The organism is Paenirhizobium cremeum, assembly GCF_047553425.1.
In the GTDB taxonomy this organism is placed as follows: Bacteria; Pseudomonadota; Alphaproteobacteria; order Rhizobiales; family Rhizobiaceae; genus Allorhizobium; species Allorhizobium cremeum.
Window position 1 is genome coordinate 1,564,950 of the sequence record NZ_CP180217.1, and the last position, 25,804, is coordinate 1,590,753.

Annotated in this window: 22 protein-coding genes; 13 read left to right on the forward strand and 9 right to left on the reverse strand. The window is 61.8% G+C overall.

Annotated features, from left to right (window positions below; genetic code table 11):
- The first annotated feature begins 104 nt into the window (after positions 1 to 104).
- The gene (gene thrS / locus ACLBKR_RS07940) at positions 105 to 2,126 is read left to right on the forward strand and encodes a threonine--tRNA ligase (RefSeq protein ID WP_113438252.1); all 2,022 of its coding nucleotides are present in this window, start codon (positions 105 to 107) and stop codon (positions 2,124 to 2,126) included.
- Positions 2,127 to 2,228: 102 nt separating this feature from the next.
- A complete protein-coding gene (locus ACLBKR_RS07945; RefSeq protein WP_112830113.1) occupies positions 2,229 to 3,071 on the forward strand; it encodes a lysophospholipid acyltransferase family protein in 843 nt (280 codons plus the stop codon).
- A 17-nt stretch (positions 3,072 to 3,088) separates the two neighbouring features.
- Here the strand turns inward: ACLBKR_RS07945 and ACLBKR_RS07950 are convergent, their stop codons facing one another.
- Complete coding sequence (locus ACLBKR_RS07950; protein WP_112830112.1) at positions 3,089 to 4,039, reverse strand: hypothetical protein; 951 nt, start codon at positions 4,037 to 4,039, stop codon at positions 3,089 to 3,091.
- Positions 4,040 to 4,147: 108 nt separating this feature from the next.
- Between ACLBKR_RS07950 and ACLBKR_RS07955 the strand changes: the two genes are divergently transcribed.
- Both ACLBKR_RS07955 and ACLBKR_RS07960 read left to right on the forward strand, forming a co-directional pair.
- Positions 4,148 to 4,732, forward strand: coding sequence for a nitroreductase (locus tag ACLBKR_RS07955; protein ID WP_112830111.1), 585 nt, complete (start codon positions 4,148 to 4,150; stop codon positions 4,730 to 4,732).
- Positions 4,732 to 5,346, forward strand: a complete 615-nt coding sequence (locus ACLBKR_RS07960; protein WP_112830110.1) for a flavin reductase family protein — start codon at positions 4,732 to 4,734, stop codon at positions 5,344 to 5,346. The genes ACLBKR_RS07955 and ACLBKR_RS07960 overlap by 1 nt, the downstream gene beginning before the upstream one ends.
- On the opposite strand, the gene ACLBKR_RS07965 is transcribed toward ACLBKR_RS07960, so the two are convergent.
- Entirely contained in the window at positions 5,343 to 6,074 is a 732-nt protein-coding gene (locus ACLBKR_RS07965; protein WP_113448430.1) for a hypothetical protein, read from the reverse strand. The two genes, ACLBKR_RS07960 and ACLBKR_RS07965, sit on opposite strands and share 4 nt — an antisense overlap.
- A gap of 90 nt (positions 6,075 to 6,164) precedes the next feature.
- On the opposite strand from ACLBKR_RS07965, the gene ACLBKR_RS07970 reads away from it, so the two are divergent.
- Positions 6,165 to 7,301 (forward strand): DUF2336 domain-containing protein, encoded by a 1,137-nt coding sequence (locus tag ACLBKR_RS07970; protein ID WP_113339651.1) that lies wholly within the window; start codon positions 6,165 to 6,167, stop codon positions 7,299 to 7,301.
- A 9-nt stretch (positions 7,302 to 7,310) separates the two neighbouring features.
- Here ACLBKR_RS07970 and ACLBKR_RS07975 read toward each other — a convergent pair whose 3' ends face one another.
- Entirely contained in the window at positions 7,311 to 7,745 is a 435-nt protein-coding gene (locus tag ACLBKR_RS07975; protein WP_113448466.1) for a hypothetical protein, read from the reverse strand.
- A gap of 164 nt (positions 7,746 to 7,909) precedes the next feature.
- Between ACLBKR_RS07975 and ACLBKR_RS07980 the strand changes: the two genes are divergently transcribed.
- The gene (locus ACLBKR_RS07980) at positions 7,910 to 8,371 is read left to right on the forward strand and encodes a GNAT family N-acetyltransferase (RefSeq protein ID WP_162708299.1); all 462 of its coding nucleotides are present in this window, start codon (positions 7,910 to 7,912) and stop codon (positions 8,369 to 8,371) included.
- 140 nt (positions 8,372 to 8,511) lie between these two features.
- On the forward strand, positions 8,512 to 10,242 hold the full coding sequence (locus tag ACLBKR_RS07985; RefSeq protein WP_414901312.1) for an ABC transporter ATP-binding protein: 1,731 nt from the start codon (positions 8,512 to 8,514) through the stop codon (positions 10,240 to 10,242).
- Between the two features lie 263 nt (positions 10,243 to 10,505).
- On the opposite strand, the gene parE is transcribed toward ACLBKR_RS07985, so the two are convergent.
- Complete coding sequence (parE, locus tag ACLBKR_RS07990; protein WP_113448432.1) at positions 10,506 to 12,566, reverse strand: DNA topoisomerase IV subunit B; 2,061 nt, start codon at positions 12,564 to 12,566, stop codon at positions 10,506 to 10,508.
- 221 nt (positions 12,567 to 12,787) lie between these two features.
- Here parE and ACLBKR_RS07995 point away from each other — a divergent pair, with 221 nt between their 5' ends.
- From ACLBKR_RS07995 to ACLBKR_RS08015, 5 genes are all read left to right on the forward strand, one after another.
- Entirely contained in the window at positions 12,788 to 13,675 is an 888-nt protein-coding gene (locus tag ACLBKR_RS07995; protein ID WP_414901314.1) for an alpha/beta hydrolase, read from the forward strand.
- Between the two features lie 160 nt (positions 13,676 to 13,835).
- The gene (gene tpiA / locus ACLBKR_RS08000) at positions 13,836 to 14,606 is read left to right on the forward strand and encodes a triose-phosphate isomerase (protein WP_112830104.1); all 771 of its coding nucleotides are present in this window, start codon (positions 13,836 to 13,838) and stop codon (positions 14,604 to 14,606) included.
- Positions 14,607 to 14,698: 92 nt separating this feature from the next.
- Entirely contained in the window at positions 14,699 to 15,118 is a 420-nt protein-coding gene (gene secG / locus ACLBKR_RS08005) for a preprotein translocase subunit SecG (RefSeq protein WP_113448434.1), read from the forward strand.
- Between the two features lie 134 nt (positions 15,119 to 15,252).
- Positions 15,253 to 16,890, forward strand: a complete 1,638-nt coding sequence (locus ACLBKR_RS08010; RefSeq protein ID WP_162708298.1) for a CTP synthase — start codon at positions 15,253 to 15,255, stop codon at positions 16,888 to 16,890.
- A 131-nt stretch (positions 16,891 to 17,021) separates the two neighbouring features.
- Positions 17,022 to 17,438 (forward strand): hypothetical protein, encoded by a 417-nt coding sequence (locus ACLBKR_RS08015; RefSeq protein ID WP_414901317.1) that lies wholly within the window; start codon positions 17,022 to 17,024, stop codon positions 17,436 to 17,438.
- A gap of 18 nt (positions 17,439 to 17,456) precedes the next feature.
- Here ACLBKR_RS08015 and glp read toward each other — a convergent pair whose 3' ends face one another.
- Genes glp through ACLBKR_RS08040 form a run of 5 tightly spaced genes read right to left on the reverse strand, consistent with a single transcriptional unit; the run spans position 17,457 to position 22,919 of the window.
- Positions 17,457 to 18,677: a gephyrin-like molybdotransferase Glp gene (gene glp, locus ACLBKR_RS08020; RefSeq protein ID WP_113448436.1), complete on the reverse strand. Its 1,221-nt coding sequence runs from the start codon at positions 18,675 to 18,677 to the stop codon at positions 17,457 to 17,459.
- Positions 18,678 to 19,163 (reverse strand): cyclic pyranopterin monophosphate synthase MoaC, encoded by a 486-nt coding sequence (gene moaC, locus ACLBKR_RS08025; RefSeq protein WP_113425770.1) that lies wholly within the window; start codon positions 19,161 to 19,163, stop codon positions 18,678 to 18,680.
- Positions 19,160 to 19,975, reverse strand: coding sequence for an indole-3-glycerol phosphate synthase TrpC (trpC, locus tag ACLBKR_RS08030; protein WP_113448437.1), 816 nt, complete (start codon positions 19,973 to 19,975; stop codon positions 19,160 to 19,162). The genes moaC and trpC overlap by 4 nt, the downstream gene beginning before the upstream one ends.
- 9 nt (positions 19,976 to 19,984) lie before the next feature.
- Positions 19,985 to 21,007 (reverse strand): anthranilate phosphoribosyltransferase, encoded by a 1,023-nt coding sequence (trpD, locus tag ACLBKR_RS08035; RefSeq protein WP_113425772.1) that lies wholly within the window; start codon positions 21,005 to 21,007, stop codon positions 19,985 to 19,987.
- Positions 21,008 to 21,026: 19 nt separating this feature from the next.
- Positions 21,027 to 22,919 carry a peptidylprolyl isomerase gene (locus tag ACLBKR_RS08040; protein WP_113448438.1) on the reverse strand — a complete coding sequence of 631 codons (1,893 nt, stop codon included), beginning with the start codon at positions 22,917 to 22,919 and terminating at the stop codon, positions 21,027 to 21,029.
- Between the two features lie 259 nt (positions 22,920 to 23,178).
- Here ACLBKR_RS08040 and ACLBKR_RS08045 point away from each other — a divergent pair, with 259 nt between their 5' ends.
- Positions 23,179 to 25,794 (forward strand): cation-translocating P-type ATPase, encoded by a 2,616-nt coding sequence (locus ACLBKR_RS08045; RefSeq protein ID WP_414901321.1) that lies wholly within the window; start codon positions 23,179 to 23,181, stop codon positions 25,792 to 25,794.
- The last annotated feature ends 10 nt before the right edge of the window (positions 25,795 to 25,804 follow it).

The window sequence follows — 25,804 nt, forward strand, 5'->3', positions numbered from 1 at the left end:
ACTCACAGGCTGTTTCGGATTATCACGCGGCCCGTTGATAGCCGGCTGCGCCGGCCTTTTTTTACCACCCGCATTCGTTGGCGGGACTGGATAAGGAGCAAACCATGTCTGAATCCGTTTCTCTTACATTTCCCGATGGTTCCGTCCGTGCGTTTCCCGCCGGCACCTCCGGCCGTGACGTCGCCGAATCGATCTCCAAGTCGCTCGCCAAGAAGGCGGTCGCCATCGCGCTCGACGGCACCTTGCGCGACCTCTCCGACCCCGTCGTCGATGGCGCCATCGAGATCGTCACCCGCACCGATCCGCGCGCGCTGGAACTCATCCGTCACGACGCCGCCCATGTCATGGCCGAAGCCGTGCAGGAGCTCTGGCCCGGCACGCAGGTGACTATCGGCCCGGTGATCGAGAACGGCTTCTATTACGACTTCAAGCGCGTCCATCCGGATACCCGCGAGGACTGGCCGTTTACGCCGGAAGATCTTCCGAAGATCGAGAAGAAGATGAAGGAGATCATCCAGCGCAACGCCGCCTTCACCAAGGAGGTCTGGTCGCGCGAGAAGGCGAAGGATGTCTTCGCCGACAAGGGCGAGGCCTACAAGGTCGAACTGGTGGATGCGATCCCCGAAGACCAGGATGTGAAGATCTACAAGCAGGGCGAATGGTTCGACCTTTGCCGCGGTCCGCACATGGCCTCCACCGGCCAGATCGGTACGGCCTTCAAGCTGATGAAGGTCGCGGGCGCTTACTGGCGCGGCGATTCCACGCGGCCGATGCTGACCCGCATCTACGGCACAGCCTGGGCAGAGCAGGAGCAGTTGGACAATTACCTGCATGTTCTCGCTGAAGCCGAGAAGCGTGACCACCGCAAGATCGGCCGCGAGATGGACCTTTTCCATTTCCAGGAAGAAGGTCCGGGCGTGGTGTTCTGGCACGGCAAGGGCTGGCGCATGTTCCAGACCCTGACGGCCTATATGCGCCGTCGCCTGTCCGGTGCCTATCAGGAAGTCAACGCGCCGCAGGTGCTCGACAAGTCGCTGTGGGAAACCTCCGGTCACTGGGGCTGGTATCAGGAAAACATGTTTGCGGTGAAGTCCGCCCATGCTTTCACCAATGCCGATGACGAGGAAGCCGACCAGCGCGTCTTTGCACTGAAGCCGATGAACTGCCCGGGTCATGTCCAGATCTTCAAGCATGGCTTGAAGTCCTACCGCGATATGCCTGTTCGGCTTGCAGAATTCGGTCTTGTTCATCGCTACGAGGCCTCCGGCGCGCTTCACGGCCTGATGCGTGTGCGCGGCTTCACCCAGGACGATGCGCACGTCTTCTGCACCGAAGAGCAGATGGCGGCCGAATGCCTGCGCATCAACGACCTGATCCTGTCGGTCTATGAGGACTTCGGTTTTCAGGAAGTGGTGGTGAAGCTTTCGACCCGTCCGGAAAAGCGCGTCGGTTCCGACGAACTCTGGGACCGCGCCGAAACGGTGATGATGGGTGTGCTGAAGACCATCGAGGAACAGTCCGGCGGGCGCATCAAGACCGGAATCCTGCCGGGCGAGGGCGCTTTCTATGGTCCGAAGTTCGAATACACCCTGAAGGACGCCATCGGCCGTGACTGGCAGTGCGGCACCACACAGGTCGACTTCAACCTGCCGGAACGTTTCGGCGCCTTCTACATCGACCAGAGTTCCGAGAAAAAGCAGCCGGTGATGATTCACCGGGCGATCTGCGGCTCCATGGAGCGATTCCTCGGCATCCTGATCGAGAACTTCGCCGGTCATATGCCGCTGTGGTTCGCGCCGACGCAGGTAGTGGTCGCGACCATCACCTCGGAAGCTGATGGTTACGGACAGGAAGTGGCCGATGCGCTGCGCGATGCCGGTCTGCAGGTCGAAACCGACTTCCGCAACGAGAAGATCAACTACAAGGTCCGCGAGCATTCGGTGACCAAGGTTCCGGTGATTATCGTCTGCGGCAAGCGCGAGGCTGAGGAGCGGACGGTGAATATCCGCCGGCTGGGTTCCCAGGACCAGACCGCCATGTCGCTTGACGATGCGATCAAGGCGCTGTCGTTTGAGGCCATGGCGCCCGATCTGAAACGGAAGCTGGCGGGCAAGGCTGCCGCCTGATCGTGAATGTCTGACAGGGTCTTCGACAGGCCCTGTCAGATATCTGTCACATCGTTGTTATACGGCCTTTGGGAATATGTAACGCTGGTGAAGGGGACTACCTTGCGTTTCGATGAGCTTTCCTACGCCAATGAACGCGACCCGCGCCTGAAGCGCTGGTTTATCCGCTCGATCGAAGGATTGTCCGGTCGCGACCGCTACGCCCGTCTCTATGACATCTGGCGTTCCGATATCGTCGGCAAGACCGACCGCGTCTTCGGCAAGATGCTCGACCTCATCGACGTGAACCTGAACGTTGAGGGCCAGTGGCCGCCGGCAAGGCTCCCGGAAGGCCCGGTCGTCATCGTCGCGAACCATCCATTCGGCATCGGCGACGGCATCGCCATTCTGGCACTGGCCGAAGAACTCGGCCGTCCGTTCCGCGTGCTGATTAACAACGAATTGCTGAAGGTGCCGGAAATGGCGCCTTACTCCCTGCCGGTTTCCTTCGAGGAAACCAAGGAGGCGATGGCCATCAACATGAAGACGCGCCACGAGGCGGTCAGGCTCCTGAAGGAGGGCGTGACGGTGATCGTGTTTCCCGCCGGTGGCGTTGCGACCGCCCGCCGTGGATTCGGTCGCGCCGAAGACCTGCCCTGGAAGATCTTTCCGGCCAAGCTCATCCAGGCCGCCGGCGCCAATGTGATCCCGGTCTATTTCGAGGGGCAGAACGGCCGGCTCTTCCATCTGGCCAGCAAATTGTCGATGACGCTTCGGATTTCGCTGCTGATCCGGGAGTTCCGGCGTCTCTCCGGTTCGACCATCTCGGCCCGTGTCGGCGATCTCATAAGCTGGGACGAACTGCGCGCAACGCCCGATCGCAAGGATATCCTCGCAAGGCTCTACGGCGCGGTCTTCTCTATGGCGCCGGCGCGCCGCCGTGGCGTACTGCGAAAGGCCGGCTGAGCGCGCTCCGCGACCGGCTATTTCGTCAGCAGCAGTTCGACGTCGACGTTATGGCCCGCCTCGACGGTGAAGTCCTTCTGATAGATTTTGTCCTTGTTGCGGGCAATCGCGGTGTATTCGCCTTCCGCGAGCACCATCACCGGGAAGGCGCTGACGCTTTCGGCCACGATATCGCCGGAGGATGCGAGGATCGACCAGGCGGTATCGGCGATCGCTTCTCCGCCGGCTTCCGATACGAGTTTGAAGTTGATCTGCGCGGCGCGGTGCTGGATCGTCGCCTCGGTCAGTTTGCCCGCCTCGACCTTGATGTCGGCGCGCACCACGGCATTCACCGATCCATATTCGGATACGACGTGGTAGGTACCGGAACCGAGCCGCACGATGGAATCGGGCTTGACATCCTCGACCACGAGACCGCGTTCGCCATCGGCCTGGACTTCCGCCGAATAGATGTCGAATTTCAGTTCCTTGGCCGGGATACGGGTATCGGAGCCGGACACCGCGTTGAGCAGGACGCCACCGGCATCGAGCACAAGAACCTGCTTGTCGACATTGCCTTCGCGCGGCACCGACAGCTTCTTCGTAACGCCTGCGCGACCGAAGGAGACGTTGACGAAATAATCACCCGGTTCCAGCTGGAAATCGGCCGATCCGCCTTCGGCGCTGGCCAAAAGCGGCAGCTTGCCGTCGGCTCCGGGAATCGGGCTGAAGACACGCCATGACAGCCCCTGCTGCATGGGATCGCTGTCACTGGTAAGCCTTGCTTCCAGCACCACGTTCTTCATTGTCGATTGCGCCGGCGCCGTCTGGCCGAGATTGGGCGAGAAAGCGTTCAGCTTTGGCATCTTGCTGGTGCCGTTGAGCTGCTTGAAAGCCTTGAAAGCGTCTTCACCGCGTGCCGGTGTCGTGGCAAAGAAAACTGCCGCCACGACAAACAACAATCGGGCAGCGCAGGAATGGCCGGTCATGTATCGCACAATTGGTTGACTTCCTCTCCAATGACAGCAACTTCAATCCCAATGCGATGGCAATTTCAAGACGTGTCCGCCATCGAAGAAGCCGGAAAGTGCCCTTAAATGAAAAATGATATCAAACTCATCGACTATCTCGCCGTCCGCCGTTCCGTTCCGGCCTTCCAGATGAGCGAACCGGGACCGACGACTGCTGAGATCGAACGGATTCTGACGCTTGCCGTCCGCGTGCCCGACCATGGAAAGATCGCTCCATGGCGGTTCATCGTCTATCGCGGCGAGGAGCGCGTGCGCATCGGTGAAGCGCTTCTGGCGCTGGCGCTGGAAAAGAACCCCGACCTTTCCGAGGAAATGGTCACGGTGGAGCGCACCCGGTTCACGCGCGCGCCCGTCGTCATAGGCGTGGTCAGCAAAGCCGGCCCGCATGTGAAGATCCCCGAATGGGAGCAACTCATGTCGGCCGGCGCCGTATGCCTCAATCTGTTGATGGCAGCCAACGCCGTCGGCTTTGTCTCCAATTGGCTGACCGAATGGTTTGCCTATGACGAGCGGGCCTATCCGCTGCTCGGCATCCAGCCGGGCGAGAAGGTCGCCGGCTTTATCCATATCGGCTCCACGACCTTTCCGATCACCGAACGTCCTCGTCCGGCGCTCTCTGATGTGGTCACATGGGTAGGAGAGGGCGACTGATGTTCTACGAGACGGAAACCAATCGTCATGGTCTTGCTCATGACCCCTTCAAGGCGATTGTCGCGCCGCGTCCCATCGGCTGGATCGGCACGCGCGGGCGGGACGGGTCGACCAACCTCTCGCCCTATTCCTTCTTCAACGCCGTCAGCGACCGACCGAAGATCGTCATGTTTTCCTCGAGCGGCCGCAAGGATTCGCTGAGGAATGCGGAGGAGACCGGTGTCTTCACCGCAAGCTTCGCCGGCTTCGATCTGGTCGAAAAGCTGAACCTTTCCTCTGTCGTCGTTCCTTATGGCGTGAGCGAATTCGAGATCGCGGGTCTTACCCCGGTGGAGGGGCGGCTGGTTTCCGCCCCCTTCGTCGGCGAAGCCATGGCTGCGCTCGAATGCCGGGTGACCGAAGTCCACACCCTGAAGACACTGGAGGGTACCGCCTCGGACAGCCATGCGGTGTTCGGCCAGGTGGTCGGCATTCACATCAACGAAAAGGTCATCAGAAACGGTCGGTTCGATGTTGCCCTTGCGCGGCCGGTGGCGCGCTTGGGTTACATGGATTTTGCCGAGCAGGCGCCTGTCTTCGAAATGTTCAGGCCCGAGGCGCCGAAGAAGCTCTAGCGAGCTTTTTCCGATGAATCGGCATCTCTGTCGCGGGTGGCCAGAATTGCGGAGATCTGATCGGGACGGGACGCGACGAGCGCCGCAAAACCGGCCCGGTGGGCATGGGTACAGGTCTCTGCAAGTGCATCGCCCGACAGTTCCGAATCCAGCCAGCCGAAGGCGGGAACTCCGGCATTGGCCGCTGCCAGCAGCGTAAGTTCGCCTGCAAGGTGCGACGCGCCGCCCGTTTCGCCGTTTTGTCTCAGAACCCGTGAGTTCCATCCCAGGCCCCTGAGGCGTAAAGTCCGTCCGGCAAAGCTTGCCGCATGCAGCAGGCCTGCCGGATTGTCCCCGATCACGGCCAGGATCAGCGTTTCGCCGATCGCGATCTGCCGCTTCGCTTCCTCTACCGCCAGCAATGCGTCGAGGCGCTGCAGATCCGGGCCGTCCCGCGTGCCCCCGAGCACAATACCGCAAGGTTTCCCGTCCATCAGCCTTGCCAGCCGCGTTGCCAGGCGGTCGTGCTCGGGTTCATTTTGGAGATAGGCAAAACGACGGCAGGTCATGCCTTCGGGCGAGGGCGTGAAAGCGTTGTGGTCATTCTCAATGAGGATCACGGCGTCGATGCCGGATATGGCGAGCCCGGCCTCGAATGGCTGAGAGACCGCAAGCAGAGCCCGCAAGGGTACTCCCTTCAGAATGGCGTCGGCGTCGTTGGCCAGTGCGGCCTCCCGGTTAATGAACATGGTGAACCGAATGTTAAACCTTTTGCGGCTACCGTGGAACCGTAGCCAAGTGATCTTACGCGGCTTCTCAGGGCTTGGTTGGGTTTTGCAGTGATCGTTGCAGCTTTTCTTCGTTGGGTGGAAACGGCAAAAGCAGGAGACAGGGCTCGGGCGGCGAACGCATTGGCGCGGGCCTATCTTCGGTCTTCGATGGCGGCCCAGGAGCGGCAGGCGGCCCATATGGCGATGACCTGCCTGCTCGATGATCCGTCTCCGCGTGTGCGTCTGGCGCTTGCGGAAGGATTGGCCGATTCCGATGCTGCGCCGCGCGGCGTGATGATTTCCCTTGCCGAAGACCAGCCGGAGATTGCGGCCGTCGCAATCCTGCGTTCGCCGGTTCTGACCGATATGGATCTTGTCGATATCGCCGGGCGCGGCAATGCGGAGACCCGCGCGCTTGTCGCCGCCCGCCCTTCGTTGTCATGCGTCGTCGCTGCGGCTCTTGCCGAGATTGGCGATGCCGGCGAGGTCTGTGTGCTGCTTGAAAATCCAGGCGCCGGGATCTCTCGGCTGACGCTTCGACGGATCGCAGAGCGCCATGGCGCCGACGATGACGTCAGGGCTCTTCTTCTTCCGCGTGCCGATCTTCCGGCGACCGTGCGCCAGATTCTGGTCGGCCATGTCACCGAGGCCCTGACGGGTTCCGACTTTGTCCGCGCCGCAATCGGCGCCCGGCGGGTCGAGCGGTTGGCCCGCGAGGCCGGCGCGGCGGCATCGATCGCCATAACCGGAACGGCTGCCCCGGAAGAGGTGCCGGCCCTGGTCGAACAACTGCGCGAAGCGGGTCGGTTGACGCCGGCTTTCCTGATGCATGCTCTCTGCGTCGGACGGACGGATTTCTTCGCCTCGGTCGTGGTTGCCCTTTCCGGCCTCGAAGAGCGTCGCGTACGGGCGATCCTTGCAACCGGACGCTTTCATGCCGTCCGGGCGTTGCTGGAAAGCATCGGCCTGGTTCGCGATATCAGCCCGCTTTTCGTCGATGCGATCATGCTGTGGCGCAACGCCGTCCTTTCGTCCCATGCCACGGAGATCGACAATATCGCGTCCCGGCTGATGGTCCGGCACCGCAGCGTCATGCACGACGCACCGGCTGTGGCGGAACTTCTGGAAATGGTCGAGAAGCTTGCGATCTCGGAAGAGCGTCGCATCGCTCGTGACTATGCGAGCGGCATCGCCGTTGCAGCCTGATGCTGTCCCTCAGGGGACGATCTTCTTCGCAACCCAGGAATAACCGTCCGCCACGACATGAAGCGGCGTTGCAAAGACCATCTTGATGTCTGACGTTGCCGGCAGCACGTTGCGGATTCTGGCGACCGCGCGGGCGGCAAGCGACTGGCGCTCCTCTTCGGGCAGCGACGCTGCCGGACCGGGCAGGGGAGCCGCGTCACCCGCTGCAGGTCTTGCCGCTCCTTCCGGCGGTGTCTGCATTTCGGCCGCCTGCGTGTCCGGCGGCTGGCAGACAGCAACGACGGTCGGGTAGTTGATGCTGGAATATCCTTCGAGCACTCTTTCCGTCGCGGCATCGCAAAGTTCCACCGACACGAAATGCTGCTGGGCCGTCGCGACATAGTGGCATTCGTTGACGCTGTCGTCGCAGCCGAGGATGGTCATGACGATAAGGGCGGTCTGCATCGGGACACCGTGTGCGGAGATGGCGGGGAAGCTGGACTGGCTTTCCTTGCTTTCAAGCAGAGGAATGCAGCCAAAGCAAGACGACACAGTGCATCGCGGCGCAGCTCTTGACGGCGCCGGGTCATTTCGTCGAAGCTCCAGATGGAGAACCTGAGGAGACAGCCTTGCCCCTGACAATCAGCCGCGAGCCCGTTCGTCAGGCGGGCGTGATTGCCCTTTTGGAACAGTCTGATGCTTATATGGCGGCGCTCTATCCGGCCGACAGCAATCATCTTCTCGACCTCGCTTCCCTTGAAAAGCCGGAGGTGTCTTTCCTCGTTGCCCGGAACGATGGAGAGATTGTCGGATGCTGTGCTCTCGTGGAGGCGGGCGACGGCACTGCCGAAATCAAGCGCATGTTCGTGGCGCCCAATGCGCGGGGCCTTGCGATAGGGCGTCGCCTGATGGAAGCGCTGGAGGAGACCGCGCACGCCATGGGGCTTTCGGCCATCCGCCTTGAAACCGGAGTAAGCCAGCCGGAGGCCATCGGTCTTTATCGTCGCTTCGGCTTTGAGGACATTCCGCCCTTCGGTTCCTATCGTCCCGATCCCCTGAGCCTGTTCATGGAAAAGCGACTGCTCGGTTGAGTGTTCGGCCGGCGACACGGCAATTTAGCCGCCGGCGTTTCTCAATGCTCTTGGCGAGGTCGTGAAAATATGAAAAAGGAATTCAACATTTATCCTCCGGGTTCGGAGCCCCTTGTTTTTCAATTCCTTGCGGACTGACCATGCTGCGCAGATTCTTTGCATTTTATTGGCCTTACCGTGGCCTGTTCGTCCTTGATTTCGCTTGCGCGGTATTGTCCGGTCTGCTCGAACTGGGCTTCCCGATGGCGGTCAAGGCTTTCGTCGATGACCTGCTGCCGAGCGGTCAGTGGGGCCTCATCGTCGGTGCTTCCGCCGCGTTGCTGGCCATCTACATCCTCAATACCGCATTGATGGCGACGGTCACCTATTGGGGCCATATGCTCGGCATCAACATCGAGACGGACATGCGTCGCCTCGCTTTCAGCCATATCCAGAAGCTTTCGTTCCGTTATTTCGACAACGAAAAAACCGGTCATCTGGTCGGCCGGCTGACCAAGGACCTTGAGGAGATCGGCGAGGTCGCCCACCACGGACCGGAAGACCTGTTCATCGCGATTATGACTTTTGTCGGCGCTCTCCTGCTGATGCTGTCGATCAATGTCGAACTCGCGCTGCTGACGGCCGCGATCGTGCCGCTCACCGCATGGGGCACCAGCCGATACGGCGCGCGGATGACGGATAATTTCCGTTCGCTTTTCGGCAGGGTCGGCGATTTCAATACGCGTATCGAAGAGAATGTCGGTGGCATTCGCGTGGTGCAGGCCTTCGCCAATGAGGAGCACGAGCGCACGCTGTTCGAAAAGGACAACCAGAATTATCGCCGCACCAAGCTTGCCGCCTACCGGATCATGGCCGCCAGTACCTCGATGAGCTACATGAGCATGCGGCTGATCCAGATGGTGGTGATGATTACCGGCGCTTATTTCGTCCTGTCCGGCAGCCTTTCGAACGGCGGCTTCGTGAGTTTCCTGCTTCTGGTGGGCGTGTTCTTCCGGCCGGTAGAGAAAATCAACTCCGTCATCGAGACCTATCCCAAGGGCATTGCCGGTTTCCGTCGCTTTGTCGAACTCATCGACACGGAGCCGGATATCGCCGACGCGCCCGACGCCATCGAGGCGCCGCAGTTCCGGGGTGATATCGCCTTCCGGTCGGTCGGTTTCGGCTATATACCCGAAAAGCCGGTGCTGCGTGGCATCGATCTCGATATCAAGGCTGGCGAGACGATCGCTTTCGTCGGCCCGTCGGGAGCCGGCAAGACGACGCTCTGTTCCCTTTTGCCGCGCTTCTACGATGTCAATGCCGGCGCCATCACCATCGATGGCCACGATATCCGCAGCCTGACGCTCGCTTCGCTGCGCAGCCAGATCGGTATTGTCCAGCAGGATGTTTTTCTCTTCGGCGGTTCGGTCCGTGAGAACATCGCCTATGGCCGCCTCGGCGCTTCAGACGCGGAAATCATGGATGCAGCCCGCCGCGCCAAGCTCGACGGTGTCATCGCCGCGATGCCGCAGGGGCTCGACACAGTAATCGGAGAGCGTGGCGTCAAGCTGTCGGGAGGCCAGAAGCAGCGCCTGGCGATTGCCCGCATGTTCCTGAAAAACCCGCCCATTCTCATTCTCGACGAGGCGACGTCGGCGCTCGATACCGAGACGGAGCGAGCCATTCAGCAGTCGCTTGGCGAGCTCTCCGAGGGGCGCACGACCCTGGTCATCGCCCACCGGCTGGCAACGATCCGGGATGCTTCCAGGATTGTCGTGGTGGATGCCAGCGGTATTGCGGAGATCGGCACCCATGCCGAACTGCTGCGCGCCGGTCGCGGCTACGCCCGGCTTTACGAGGCGCAGTTCGGGCAATTGGGCGCGGCGGAGTAACCCACGGGCTTCCTTCGCCGGAGATGTCGGAAAAGAGCGACGTTGGATCTTTGCTTCCGGGTGGCCCCTGCATGCCCGGGAGACAGACGAAGCAGCAGATGGCGACGGCAAGGAGAGCCGTTGGAAACCCGGTAAAGATGCCTGGGGAAGATCAGGGGGGCGCCAGTGCATTCCTGTTTGGAACTGCCGCTCGGCTGTCGCCATCCCGTTCACCGGTTGTCGCGGTCAGCCAGGAACAGGGTTGATCGCGATCCGCGCTCGTCTCAGATATCGAGGTTTTCCGCGAATGCGGCCCGTTCCTGGATAAAGCGGAAACGCGCTTCCGGCTTGGTACCCATCAGGGCGTCGACCGCATCGCGCGTTCCTTCGAAGTCCACGTCATCGATCTCTACCCGGAGAAGCGTGCGTTTCGCGGGGTCCATCGTGGTTTCCTTGAGCTGGGCCGGCATCATTTCGCCCAGACCTTTGAAGCGACCGATCTCGACCTTCTTGCCTTTGAAAACCGTGTCCATCAACTCAGCCCGGTGGGCGTCGTCGCGGGCATAGATCGTCTTGGCGCCCTGTCGGATGACGTAGAGGGGAGGCACCGCAAGATAGAGATGGTTGCCGCGGATCAGTTCCGGCATTTCCTGGTAGAAGAAGGTAATCAGCAGAGAGGCGATGTGCGCACCGTCAACGTCCGCATCGGTCATGACGATGATGCGTTCGTAGCGCAGGTCCTCCTCACGATATTTGGAGCGAGTACCGCAGCCGAGCGCCTGAATGAGATCGGCGATCTGCTGGTTCGCCATCAGCTTGTCGCGGCTGGCGCTGCCGACGTTGAGGATCTTGCCGCGCAGCGGCAGGATGGCCTGGTTGGCGCGGTTGCGCGCCTGCTTGGCCGAGCCGCCGGCCGAATCGCCTTCGACGATAAAGAGTTCGGCGCCTTCCGCCGTATTCTGCGCGCAGTCGGCCAGCTTGCCCGGCAGGCGCAGCTTGCGCACCGCCGTCTTGCGGTTCACTTCCTTTTCCTTGCGGCGGCGCAGTCGTTCTTCCGCCCGTTCGATCACCCAGTCGAGCAGCTTGGCCGCCTCGTTGGGGTTGTCGGCGAGATAATGGTCGAAGGGATCGCGCAAAGCGTTTTCGACAATGCGCTGTGCCTCGACGGTCGCGAGCTTGTCCTTGGTCTGGCCGACGAATTCCGGTTCGCGGATGAAGACCGACAGCATGCCGACGGCAGAGATCATCACGTCGTCGGTGGTGATCTGCTGGGCGCGCTTGTTCTGCGTCAGTTCGGCGTAGTTCTTGAGGCCCTTGGTCAGCGCTATGCGCAGACCGGCTTCATGGGTGCCGCCTTCGGGGGTCGGAATGGTATTGCAGTAGGAATGAACCTGCGGATCGCCGCCATACCAGGTGACCGCCCATTCAAGCGCGCCGTGGCCGTTCGTCTTCTCCGTCTTGCCGGCGAAGATCTCGCGGGTAACGGTGAATTCCTTGCCGAGCGTTGCCGCGAGGTAATCCTTCAAGCCGCCGGGGAAATGGAAGACCGCCTTTTCCGGGATCTCCCCGCCAGCAGGAACCATTCCCGGATCGCAGGACCAGCGGATCTCTACGCCGCCGAACAGATAGGCCTTCGAGCGCGCCATGCGGAAGATACGGGCAGGATCGAATTTTGCGTGGTCACCGAAGATCTGCGGGTCCGGATGAAAGCGCACGCGCGTGCCGCGGCGATTATGCACCTCGCCAAGCTCCTCGAGGCCTCCGAGCGGCACCCCGCGCGAGAAGCGCTGGCGGTAGAGCTTGCGGTTGCGGGCGACCTCGACCTCCAGCATGTCCGAAAGCGCGTTGACGACCGATACGCCGACGCCGTGCAGACCGCCGGATGTCTCATAGGCCTTGCCGTCGAACTTACCGCCCGCATGCAGCTTCGTCATGATGACTTCGAGCGTCGATTTGCCCGGCACCTGCGGATGCAACTCCACCGGAATGCCGCGTCCATTGTCGGTGACCGTCAGAAAGCCTTCCGAATCTAGATAGACATCGATGAAATTGGCGTGGCCGGCCACCGCCTCGTCCATCGAGTTGTCGATGACTTCGGCAAACAGGTGGTGCAGGGCCTTCTCATCCGTGCCGCCGATATACATGCCCGGCCGCATGCGGACCGGTTCCAGCCCTTCGAGAACGCGGATCGAGGATGCGCCGTATTCGTCCGTTCCCGCGGCCGGAGACGGGGCAGCAGGCACCGCACCACGCGGCCGTTCGGCAGGCAAAATGGTAGCCGGGCTTTCGGGGGTCTCGGTCTTCTGCACAAGCGGCAGTCCGGCGAAGAGATCGTTGTCGTCCATGGCTTCGTTCGATAATCTGTCGGTTGCGTCGGCGTCAACGGCTGGGCCTTGCGCGCAACTTGCCTGAAACCCGCATCACTCTTGCGAATCGCCGGGATTTTGCCAGAAAGGCGAGGCAGGCGCGACTTTGCCTCGCAGGCTGCCGCGTGAAAATTCCTTTGAAGCATTGCGTGTCCGCCGCGGCGAAGGCAAGGCTCACCGGGCGAGGAGACGCATTCCCGATGCAAATGTCCACAGTTCATTTTCGCAGCGCCGCGCTCATCCTGTTGCTTCTGGCTTGCATGGTGACCGGTGAAACGCGCGCCGAGACGCTGGCCCCCTTCAAGGACGATCTGTTTTCCAGCTCGGCGATCATCGAGAGCCGGGATGGCGGCGATTTCGAAGTGGTCGATTATCAGGAGCTGCGTGATATCAACGGACGCGACCAGATACCCGAGCGCCGTGTGAAGTCGCGATATGTCGACCTCGCCGTCAAGCGCCAGCAGGTGAACGAGACGCTGGTTCTTCCGACCGGTCCTCTCGACGTGACCCGGGTCGGGGCAGCCCAGAATGCGGCCTTTTCGGTCATCTTCATCCATGGTCGTGGCGGCGACCGAAGGCTCGGCGCCAACGATTATTCCTTCGGCGGCAATTTCAACCGTCTCAAGAATTTGGCCGTGCGCAATGGCGGCGCCTACTACGCTCCCTCGGTACCGTCCTTCGATGCGGCCGGCGTGGCCGTGGTTTCCGCACTGATCGGCGATATCGCCGCCCGTTCTCCGGGACGACCTATCGTGCTCGCCTGCGCCTCGATGGGCAGCTTCGTCTGCTGGGGCGTGACGCGGGACGCTGCGGCAGTCGAAAAGCTCGGCGGCATGGCGATCCTCGGCGGCGCGACCGATCCAGATTTTGCCGGGAGCGCCGCTTACAAGCGCAAGCTGCCGATTGCCTTCACCCATGGCAGCAGGGACAGCGTCTATGCCGCCGCCGATCAGATCGCGCTCTATGACCGGTTGCACAAGTCGGGCTATCCTGCCCGTTTCACCCTTTTCGAGACCGGCTCGCACGGCACGCCTGTGCGCATGAGCGACTGGCGGCAGATCATCAACTGGCTTTTGCAGAAGCGCTGAAAACGGCGATGAAAAGCAGGTTCTGCTAATAAATGCTGCAGATTTGGGCCTGATTTTCACCATATCGCCTGATTTCGCGGCGAATTTCCCAGCTCAAGCTTTTCTTTGCCCCCTTGATTTGCTAGGTCCGCGACAAGGAAAATGGGGTTGGATTATCGAGATGACACCGAATGTTCGTCCGCTTGTCGCGGGAAACTGGAAGATGAACGGTACGCGGGCCTCGCTCGACCAGATCAAGGCAATGGCCGAAGGCGTGATGTCGCCGCTCTCGGATAAGGTCGAGACATTGATCTGCCCGCCGGCGACCCTGCTTTACGTCGCGACCGCGCTCTGCACGGACAGCCCCTTGATGATCGGCGCGCAGGATTGCCACCAGAACCCTTCCGGGGCCCACACCGGCGATATTTCGGCTGAAATGATCGCCGATTGCTTCGGAACCCATGTGATTGTCGGTCATTCCGAGCGGCGTACCGATCATGCCGAAACCGACCATCTCGTCCGCGCCAAGGCTGAAGCCGCCTATGCGGCCGACCTGACCGCGATCATCTGCATTGGCGAGACCGCCGATGAGCGCAGATCGGGGCAGACCCTCGATATCCTGAAGCGGCAGTTGGCTGGCTCCGTGCCGGACGGAGCGACCGCCGCCAATACGGTCATTGCCTATGAACCCGTATGGGCGATCGGCACCGGGCTCACGCCGACCGTAAGCGATGTCGAGGAGGCCCATGCCTTCATGCGGGCCGAACTGGTCAAGCGTTTCCCCGATGAGGGCAAGGGCATGCGCATTCTCTATGGCGGTTCGGTGAAGCCGTCGAACGCCAAGGAACTGATGGGGGTCGCCAATGTCGATGGTGCGCTGATCGGCGGCGCGAGCTTGAAGGCCGCTGATTTCCTCGCCATATACCGGGTCTATGAGGAACTCACCGCCTGAAAAACGGGCGAGGGGCTTTCATTGGTGATGTCTCTCGTGTAGAGAGCCGCCAAACATCGTAATTTGCCCGTCCAGGGCAGGATGGAAAATCCATGCAGACCGTATTGATTGTCATTCACCTCATGATCGTGCTGGCGCTTGTCGGCGTCGTGCTGATCCAGCGTTCCGAAGGCGGCGGCCTCGGAATCGGCGGCGGTTCCGGCTTCATGTCGGCGCGTGGCACCGCCAATGCGCTGACCCGCACGACCGCGATTCTCGCTGCTCTTTTCTTTGCGACCTCGCTCGGTCTCGGGCTGCTCGCCCGCTTTGAATCGAAGCCGACCGATATTCTCGATCGCATTCAGTCCAGCCCGACGGCTCCCGGCGCAAGCGTACTCGACCAGCTTCCGGGCTCGGCTCCGGCTACCGATCAGGCTCCCGCCGGTTCCACCGCTCCGGCTGCCGATGGCGCGGCCGCACCGGCTCCCGCGGCCCCCAAGGCCGATCCGAACGCCGTTCCGACGGGTAACTGATCGTCGGTTCTTCCATCACTCCGGCGGGCTTAACGGTCCGCCGGTTTTCTTTTGTGTATATTCCGCCCCACTTAATAAAAAAGTAGGGACTGGGCTCTTTTGGGCTGGCGGAATCAATTCTGAAAAGGTATCCGGTGACTCCCATGGCGCGATATGTATTCATCACTGGCGGCGTGGTTTCCTCTCTTGGCAAAGGAATTGCGGCCGCGGCACTCGGAGCATTGTTGCAGGCGCGGGGCTACCGCGTGCGCCTGCGCAAACTGGACCCCTATCTCAACGTCGACCCGGGCACCATGAGCCCGACGCAGCATGGCGAGGTCTTCGTGACGGATGACGGGGCCGAAACGGACCTCGATCTCGGACATTACGAACGCTTCACCGGCCGTTCGGCGACCAAGACCGACAACATCACCACCGGCCGCATCTACAAGAACATCATCGACAAGGAACGGCGTGGCGACTATCTCGGCGCGACCGTTCAGGTCATTCCGCACGTCACCAATGAAATCAAGGATTTCGTTGTCGAAGGCAATGAGGACTACGATTTCGTGATCTGCGAGATCGGCGGCACCGTCGGTGATATCGAGGCGATGCCGTTCATCGAGGCGATCCGTCAGCTCGGCAACGAACTGCCGCGCGGCACGGCTGTCTATGTCCACCTGACGCTGATGCCCTATATTCCGGCGGCAGGCGAATTGAAGACCAAGCCGACCCAGCATTCCGTCAAGGAACTGCAGGCGCTCGGCATTCATCCGGATATTCTTTTGGTGCGCGCGGATCGCGAGATTCCGGAGGCGGAACGGCGCAAGCTGTCGCTGTTCTGCAACGTGCGTCCGTCCGCGGTCATTCAGGCGCTCGACGTCGCCAACATCTACGACGTGCCGATGGCCTACCACAAGGAAGGCCTCGACAATGAAGTGCTGGCCGCCTTCGGTATCGAACCCGCGCCGAAGCCGCGTCTCGAGGACTGGGAGAACGTCTGCAATCGTATCCGTACCCCCGAAGGGGAAGTGACGATTGCCATCGTCGGCAAGTATACCGGGCTGAAGGACGCCTACAAGTCGCTGATCGAAGCACTCTATCACGGCGGCATTGCCAACAGGGTCAAGGTCAAGCTCGAATGGATCGAGTCCGAGATATTCGAGAAGGAGGATCCGGCGCCTTATCTCGAAAAGGTCAATGGCATCCTGGTGCCTGGTGGTTTCGGTGAGCGCGGTTCCGAAGGCAAGATCCTCGCGGCCCAGTTTGCCCGTGAACGTAACGTGCCGTATTTCGGCATTTGTTTCGGCATGCAGATGGCTGTCGTGGAAGCGGCGCGCCATCTCGCCGGTATCGAGAAGGCATCTTCCACCGAATTCGGCCCGACCAAGGAGCCGGTTGTCGGCCTGATGACCGAATGGATGAAGGGCAACGAACTCGAGAAGCGTTCGGCCGCCGGCGACCTCGGCGGTACGATGCGCCTCGGCGCCTACAAGGCTTCCCTCAAGAAGGGCACCAAGATTTCCGAGATCTATGGCTCGACGGAAATTTCGGAACGCCATCGTCACCGCTACGAGGTGAATGTCGACTATAAGGACCGGCTGGAAAACTGCGGCCTCGTCTTCTCCGGCATGTCCCCCGACGGCCTGCTGCCGGAAACGATCGAGTATCCGGATCATCCCTGGTTCATCGGCGTGCAGTATCATCCGGAACTGAAGAGCCGTCCGCTCGACCCGCATCCGTTGTTTGCAAGCTTCGTCGGCGCTGCGGTGGAACAAAGCCGGCTCGTCTGATCGAGACCGACGGAATACGTATGTAAAACGGGAACCCGGCCTTGCGGCCGGGTTTTGCATTTTTCCGCAGGCCCGCCAAGCCCCGTGCAAGCCCCTCGAGTCACGATGAGAAAAACTTTAGGAGGTTTTTGATGCGTATTGGTGAATTGTCTTTATTTTCAACCCAGTATTCAACCGGTTCAACAAGCATTCCCCAAGGTACCACGGATACCGGCTTCTCCGCGCTGCTGGACGAGCGGACCTTCTCCGTCGGAGACGAGGAAGCACTCGAAGCGCGCAAGGATGCGTACGAGTCTCAGCAGAAGGCAGAGAAGAGCGCGGCCCAGGACGACATCATATCGCAGTTCCTGGAATATTCGGACATGACGCTCGCAGAGAAGATCCGCGCCGCCTACCTCGATGACCACAACCTCACTGAAGAGCAGCTTGCGGCGATGCCGGAAGACGAGCGCAAGGCGATCGAGGACGAGATCCAGGAAGCGATAAAGCGTCAGCTCGGCGTCGACCAGGATGGCGGCGCCTCGTCGGAAGAAACCGCCAACGTCTGAAACGCCGGCTGTCGTTAGTTAGCCGGCGAAGGGACGAAGAAGCAGGATTGGCGTTTCGTCGCCGGCCTCAAGCGCGGGCGCTTCCGGTGGACGGACAATGAGACAGTCCGATTGCGCGAAGATCTTCATCATGGAAGAATCCTGCTTGCCGAAACTCTGGACGACCAGCTTGCCATCGGCGCGCATCAAGCGTGCGCGAAGGTGATCCTGTCGTTTGTCGTTCGCCGGAAGACTGGATGCCGAAAGTGCGGTCGCATGCCGCTGCAGAGGAGTTCTTCCAGTCATTCGGGCGAGCAGCGGCTCAAGAAACAGCAGGGCGCAGACCATGCTGGACACAGGATTGCCGGGGAGTCCGAGCACACGCATTTCACCCAGACTGCCAACCATCAGCGGCTTTCCGGGTCGCATGGCGATCCGCCAGAAATCCAGTGTCATGCCGGCGTCGAGCAGCGTCGATTGCACCAGGTCGTGATCGCCGACCGAGGCTCCGCCGAGCGTCACCAGAACGTCGGCGCCGAGCGCCCTGGCTTTCTCGACCGCACGGGTGATTTCGCCGCGGTCATCGGCGACGATGCCGAGGTCCACGACCTCCGCGCCGTTGTCACGGGCGAGCGCGGCAACGCCGAAGCTGTTGGAACCGATGATCTGGCTGGCTGCAGGCGTTCGGCCGGGACGGACCAGTTCGTCGCCCGTCGCAAGGATCGCGACTTTCGGTCGTTCATAGACCGGCACTTCGGCGTGGTTCATCGCGGCGACGAGCGTCAGTCGCGCAAAATCAAGATGGGTCCCCGCCGTCAGGACGGTTTCTCCCTCCGCGAAATCCTGCCCACGCGGCCGCACGTGCCGGCCATGGGTCACGGGAAAGGTGGTGCGAATACGACCTTCGCCGAGCTTTTCGGCATCCTCCTGCAGGAGCACCGAATCCGCGCCCGACGGTACCGGCGCGCCGGTGAAGATGCGGACCGTCTCTCCGAAGCCGACGGCGCCCTCGAAAGCATGGCCCGCCGCGGACGTCCCGATAAGATTTAGCTCGGCGCCCGGACGTGGCGCGTCCTCGGCGCGAAGCGCATAGCCGTCCATAGCAGACGCATTGAAAGGCGGCTGGGTCAGGCGCGCACGCAGGTCCGCAGCCAGAACCCGGCCGTTGGCCTGATCGAGCGGCATCATCTCCCCGCGGGCAATAGGCTGCGTCGCCTCCAGAAGCCGCCGCTGGGCTTCTCCGACCGGAATAAGAGACATCTAGCCAGCCTCCGGATGACGGAAATGACCGGACTTCCCGCCGATCTTTTCGACCAGCCGGATACCACCGATCTCCATTGCCTTGTCGACGGCTTTTGCCATGTCGTAGATGGTCAGGCAGGCGATCGAGACGGCCGTCAGGGCCTCCATTTCGACGCCCGTCTTGCCGGTCAGCTTGGCCGTGGCCGTAACGCGCAGGCCGGGCAGGGCGGCGTCCTCGACAATCTCCACCGTCACCTTGCTGAGCATCAGCGGGTGGCAGAGCGGAATGAGGTTGGAGGTCTGCTTGGCGGCCATGATGCCCGCAATCCGAGCCGTCGCGATCACGTCGCCTTTCTTTGCATTGCCGCTCCGGATCGTTTCAAGCGTCTCGGCGGCCATCCGGACGTGCCCTTCGGCGGTCGCGACGCGAACCGTTTCGGCCTTGTCGCCGACATCCACCATATGCGCCTCGCCGGAGGCGGATATGTGGGTGAGACCGCTCATTCGGCTGCCATGATCCCGGCGTCGCCGGTCAGCAGCAGACGGGTCGCCGCCGTAACGTCGTCCTTGCGCATCAGGCTTTCGCCGACGAGGAACGTGGTGATGCCAGAATTCTTCAGGCGTACGCAATCCTCATAGGTGAATATGCCGCTTTCGCCGACCAGCAGGCGTTCGGAGGGAACCATAGGCGCCAGCCTCTCGCTCACGGAAAGGCTGACCTCGAAGGTACGCAGGTTACGGTTGTTGATACCGATCATCGGCGAGGAGAGCTTGAGCGCGCGTTCGAGTTCCGCCTCGTCATGCACCTCGATCAAAACGTCCATGCCGACAGAGAAGGCCTCCTCCTCAAGTTCTTTCGCCTCGTCATCTGAAAGCGAAGCCATGATAAGAAGAATGCAATCGGCGCCATAAGCCCGCGCCTCATGGATCTGATAGGTGTCGAACATGAAATCCTTGCGCAAGGCCGGCAGCGAGCAGGCCTTGCGGGCGGCGACCAGATAATCGAGCGACCCCTGAAAGCTCGGCGTATCCGTCAGCACCGAAAGACAGGCAGCGCCTCCGGCCTCATAGGCGGCGGCAAGCGCCGGCGGATCGAAATCCGGCCGGATCAGACCCTTGGAAGGGCTGGCCTTCTTGATTTCGGCGATCAGTCCGAATTGTCCCGCGTCGCGACGGCTCTTGAGCGCGTTGAAAAATCCGCGTGGAGCAGGCTGCTCTGCCGCCCGTGCCTTGATCTCGGCGAGAGGAAAGGCCGTCTTTGCGGCGGCGATTTCCTCGCGCTTGTAGGCTTCGATGCGTTTCAGGATATCGGTCATGGCTCAAGTCTAGCCCTGTGCGGCGGAATTGGAAACCTCGATCAGTTTGTCGAGAGCGGCCGCCGCCGCCCCGGAATCGAGCGAGCGGCTCGCGATTGCCATGCCCTCGCGGGTATTGTCCGTCTTTCCGGCGACGATCAGCGAGGCGGCGGCGTTGCAGAGCGCAACATCGCGATAGGCGTTTTTAGCTCCATCGAGCACCTCCCGGAGAGCTGCCGCATTGACGGCGCCGTCGCCTCCACGGATCGCCTCCAGCGACACGGTCGGAACGCCGAAATCGTCGGGTGTCAGTTCGAATGTGCTGATCTCGCCGTCCTTGAGGGCCGCGACCTGGGTCGGACCGGTTGTCGTCACCTCGTCGAGGCCGCTGCCGTGAACCACCCAGGCGCTGGTCAATCCGAGATCGCGCAGCGCCTCGGCGCCGGGCAGCAGCCATTCCGGCGAATAGACGCCGAACAACTGCCGCTTGACGTTCGCCGGGCTCGAAAGGGGGCCGACGATGTTGAAGATGGTGCGGGTGCCGAGCTCGACGCGCGCCGGCCCGACATGGCGCATAGCCGGATGATGGAGCTGGGCGAACATGAAGCCGATTCCCGCCTCCCGAATGCAGCGCGAGATGGTCTCGGGTTCGATGTCGAGCTTGACGCCAAGCTGCGAGAGAGCGTCGGCGGTTCCCGATTTCGAGCTCAGCGCCCTGTTGCCGTGCTTGGCGACCGGAACGCCGGCGCCTGCGACGATGAGGGATGCAAGAGTCGAAATGTTATAGGTGTTGGTTCCGTCACCGCCGGTGCCGACGATATCGATCGCGTCTTCCGGCGCCTCGACCGGAACCATCTTGGAGCGCATGATGGAGACTGCGCCGGCGATCTCGTCGACGGTCTCGCCGCGCACGCGCAATCCCATCAGAAAGCCGCCGATCTGGGCCATGCTGGCCTCGCCCGACATCATGACTTCGAAGGCGTCGCTCGCCTCTGCGCGCGTCAGTATCTGTCGTGCGGCGATCTTGGCGATGAAAGGCTTCAAACCGGACATGCTCTCTTTCCCTCTCCGCCTAGCGACGTACCATCGCCTGTTCGGCAAGGGTCTGGTTGATCGTGACGCCGTATTCCGTCTGCAGGCGGCTCACCATCTGGTCGAGGATGTCGTCACCGGCGGCCCGGGCGATCTCGGTAATCTGGGCGTCGTCATTGGCCAGAACATTGGATGATCCCTGGTCGCGGGACTCGTTGACCTTAAGCAGGATCTGGGTGGCAGGATCGCCTCCCGGTGCAGTGGCGACGGTCCCGACCGGTCCGCTGAATGCGGCAACGACCGCCGCCGGACCGAGCACCGGATCATCCGTCTGGCGCTGGATGCCGAGCTTCGTTTCCACGGCGAGGCCGAGTTCCGCTGCCACGTCCTCGAGCGTGCCGCCTTCAGCAACACGCTGCTTCAGGCTTTCGGCCTTGGCGCCAAGCGCGATCTTCTGCTGCTCTGCGGTCCAGTCGGCGATGGCCTTCTCGCGGACTTCGTCGAGCGCACGGTCGCGCTCCGGCGTGATGTCCTTTACCTCCAGCCATACATAGCCGTTATTGCCGATGTTCAGTGGCAGGGCCTCGACACCCACGTCCGTCTGGAAGACCTCATCGAGAAGAGCCTGACGCTCGGGCAGGCCGGCAACCTCGTCGCCATTCTCGTCCTTACCGGTGCGATCGATCGCCTTGACGGTCACGGCCTTGAGCTTCAGCTCGGCCGCGGCCTCGTCGAGCGGCATGCCGCCGGCCCGCAGGTCCTCGAAGCGGTCGTGCACGGTTGCGATGTCTTCGACGGCGGCGGCATCCGCCAGCGCTTCGCGGATCTCGTCACGAACCTCGTCGAGGCTGCGCGTGCGGCTTTCCTTGATATTGGTGATCCGCAGGATGACGGGACCAAGGGCGCCGTCGACGACCGGAGTGGTCGCGCCTTCCTTCGTGACGGCAAAGGCGGCATCGGCAAGAGCCGGATCAGGCAGCTTGTCACGGGAAAAATCGCCGAGCAGAACGTCGCTTGCGGTCTTGCCCTGATCGGTCACCAGCTGATCGAACGAGGTTCCGGACTTGAGTTCGGCTTCGGCAGCCTCCGCCATCTCACGGCTTTCGAAGGAAAGCTGCTCGATGGTGCGGGTTCCGGCGATCTCGTAACTGGCCTTCCGGCTCTCGTAGTCCTGACGGATGGCCTCCTCGGTGATGGCCGCCTTGTCGGCAATGTCGGCCGGTTCGAGCTTCACGTAGGTAATGCTGCGATATTCCGGCGCCCGGTAGCGAGCCTTCACCGTGTCGAACCACGTCGAAAGAGCCTTGTCGTCCGGCGCCTTGACCGGATCGATATTGGCGTTCGTCAGCAGGATATAGGAGATGTCGCGGCTTTCGTAGCGATAGCTCTTGAGCGCATCGACGAGAACCTTGGGAGGGGTGAACCCGTCCGAGGTGGCCTCGACAATCTGGCTGCGGACCGCCACCTTGGAGCGCTCGCGGATATAGTCGTCCTCGCGCAGGCCGGCATTGCGCAGGCGGCTGGTGAAGAGCTGGCGATCGAACTGGCCATTGTCCGACTTGAAGGCCGGGTCCTCGGCGATCAACTGCGCAAGCTTGTCTTCGGAGAGGCCGAGACGCATGTCCTGCGAGAGCTGATCGAGTGCTGCTCCGGCGGAAAGCTCAGCGAAGACCTGGTTTTCGACGCCCAGCGCGCGGGCCTGATCGCTGGTGAGCTGCACGCCGAAGCGGCGGCCGAGTTCGGCCAGTTTGCGCTGGTAGGCGAAGCTGAATTCGTTTGCGGAGATCGTCTGGTCGCCAACGGTGACCACGGCGTTGCTCGCCGAGTTGAAGAGCGATGCTGAAACTCCCCAGACGCCAAAGGACACGACAAGCAGAAGCATCAACAATTTTGCGACCGTGGTATGGGCGGCTTTTCTCAGAACGGAGAGCATCGGGACTCAAACACCTCATTGCAGTTCTTCGCGGGCCCGCGAAGCGGAAAACGTTCCTTAAATCAAACCTGGGCGGAAATGAAGGCTAGATTGGCGAAAAGCCCTGCGGTTCTTCAACAATTGAGGGGGCATCGATTTCGGCTTTGCCCGAGAGGCGACGACATGTCGCTGTCACGCCTGCAATCGAAAGTATGTGCCCGTCATGCGCGCATCTGTAGTATGTGAATGAGTAAAGAGGCGGCAGAAAGAGGAAAAGACCGTGACGGTAGTCGACAACGGGATTCGAGCGGCGCCGGAACGGGGGCTGAGCCGTTCCGATGTCGAAGCCGCCCTCGAAAGATGGGGGGAGAACCGTCTGCCGGTCGTGCCTCCGCCATCCTTTCTGAAAATCCTGGTTCTGCAGTTTCTCAGCCCCTTCATCTACATTCTGATGGCTTCGGCGGCATTTTCCATGCTGCTCGGCGAAATGACCGATGCGCTGTTCATCGCCGTGGTACTGGTCATCAACGGCATCGTCGGCGCGATACAGGAATACTCCGCCGGCAAATCCGCCGAAGCCCTGCGGGCCCTCGAGCAGCCGCATGCCACCGTCGTGAGGGACGGAGCGCGCCAGGTGGTGGATGCCGCCGAACTCGTGCCCGGCGATCTCGTCATGCTCGAGTCCGGGGAACGCGTACCCGCCGATATCCGGCTGCATCGCGTCGAAGGCCTGCAATGCGACGAGGCTGCCCATACCGGTGAGTCGCGGCCGGTGAGCAAGGAGGTGGATGATCTCGTCTTCGCCGGCACCATTGTCACAAGGGGCAGGGCGCGTGGTCTCGTCGTCGCGACCGGTGGCAGGACCGAACTCGGCCGCATCGCCGGCGCCATTCAGGAGCGTTCCACTGCCAAGCCGCCCCTTATGATCCGCATGGAAGATTTCACCCGCCTGATCGCCATAGCCGTCGGCGTGGCCATTGTCTTCCTCGTGGGGATCGGCCTGCTCAGGCAAATGCCGCTCGGCGATCTCCTTACGATGTCCATCGGACTTGCCGTCAGCGCCATTCCCGAGGGCTTGCCGATCGCCATCACCGTCGCGCTTGCCATCAGCATGCGACGCATGGCGCGTGCCAATGTCATCGTCCGTAACCTGCCAGCCGTCGAGGCCCTGGGATCATGCACGATGATCGCCACCGACAAGACCGGCACGCTTACGCTCAACGAGCTGACGGTCACCGACATCCGGCTGCCCGATGAGACGCACTGGCTGCTCGACGCTGAGGCTGATCCCGTTGCCGGCGGCATCCGTAGCCGGGATGGAGACCGGGACGGGCCAAGCCCGGCCGTTGCCCGACTCCTGCGGGCCGCTAGCCTGCCGAACGAGGCGGAGCTGCACCGCGGGGGCATCTTCGATCCGATGGGCGATACCGTCGACATCGCCCTGCTCGCAGCTGCACACAAGGGAGGCGTGTCCCGTGCGGAACTGCTGGAGACTTTCCCGCTGCACAGCCGCATACCCTATGAACCGGAACTGAAGTTTGCCGCGTCGTTTCACCATGGAGAGGATGCCTTGACGGTGTTCGTCAAGGGAGCGCCCGAGATGCTCATGGCAATGTCTGGAACCATGCAGGTCGGCGACGGCGCCGCACCGCTCGACCGCGAGCTTCTGCATGCCCAGGTTTCCGCGATGACGGGTGAGGGCCTTCGGGTTCTCGCCTTCGCCGAGGGCCGGATCGCGCACGACCCGGACGGGCATTATGATCGGCAGTTGCTGATCGATCTCAACTTTCTCGGGCTGGTCGGCATGCAGGACCCGATTCGCCCCGAAGTGCCGGCGGCGCTCGCCGCCTGCCGCACCGCGGGGATCGACGTTGCGGTCATTACCGGCGACGATCCCCGAACGGCCGCGGTGATTTCACGGCAGGCGGGACTGCATTTTTCCGACAACGATATCGCAACCGGCGAGGCCGTCGCCGAGGCGTTGAGGGCAGGGGAAGATGCGCTGGATACCCTGACGCGGCATGTGCGGGTGTTTGCGAGGGTCAAGCCGGAACAGAAGCTTTCCATCGTTCGATCGCTTGTCCGCAATGGCCATTATGTTGCGGTGACCGGCGATGGGGTCAACGATTCTCCGGCGTTGAAACACGCCCATGTGGGGGTGGCGATGGGGCGCTCGGGGACGGATGTCGCCAAGGAAAGCGCCGACATCATCCTGACCGACGATAATTTTGCCTCGATCGTCGCCGGTATCCGCGAAGGCAGGGTTGCCTACAACAATATCCGCAAGGTGATTTTCATGCTGGTCTCGACCGGCGCCGCGGAGGTCCTGCTGTTCGTTCTGGCAATGCTGCTCGGATCGCCGATGCCGATGAGCGCTGTCCAGTTGCTCTGGCTCAATCTTGTGACCAACGGCGTTCAGGACGTGGCTCTGGTAACCGAACCTGCGGAAGGCGACGAGCTTTCGCAGCCCGTAAGGAGGCCGGGAGAACCGATCTTCAACCGCCTGATGATCCGCAGGATACTCGTCGCGACGCTGGTGATGGGTGGCGGCGGTTTTGCGGTTTTCCACTGGCTGTTGTCGAGCGGGCTGTCGCATGTGGCCGCGAGCAATCTACTGCTCCTGCTGTTCGTGCTATTCGAGAATTTCCAGTGCTTCAACAGCCGCTCGGAACGGCGCTCCGTCTTCCGTCAACCGATCGCCTCCAACCCCTATCTTCTGGCCGGCGTGCTGGGGTCCCAGGTGCTGCACATTGGCGCCATGTATGTGCCGGGACTGAATACACTTCTCGGCATTGCACCGATCGGGATCAGGGAGTGGTTGCTGATGCTCGCCCTGGCCTCGGTTCTGCTGCTGGTGAGCGAGGTCGGGAAGTGGCTCTATCGCCGGGATCGCTGAAGGCCTTAAC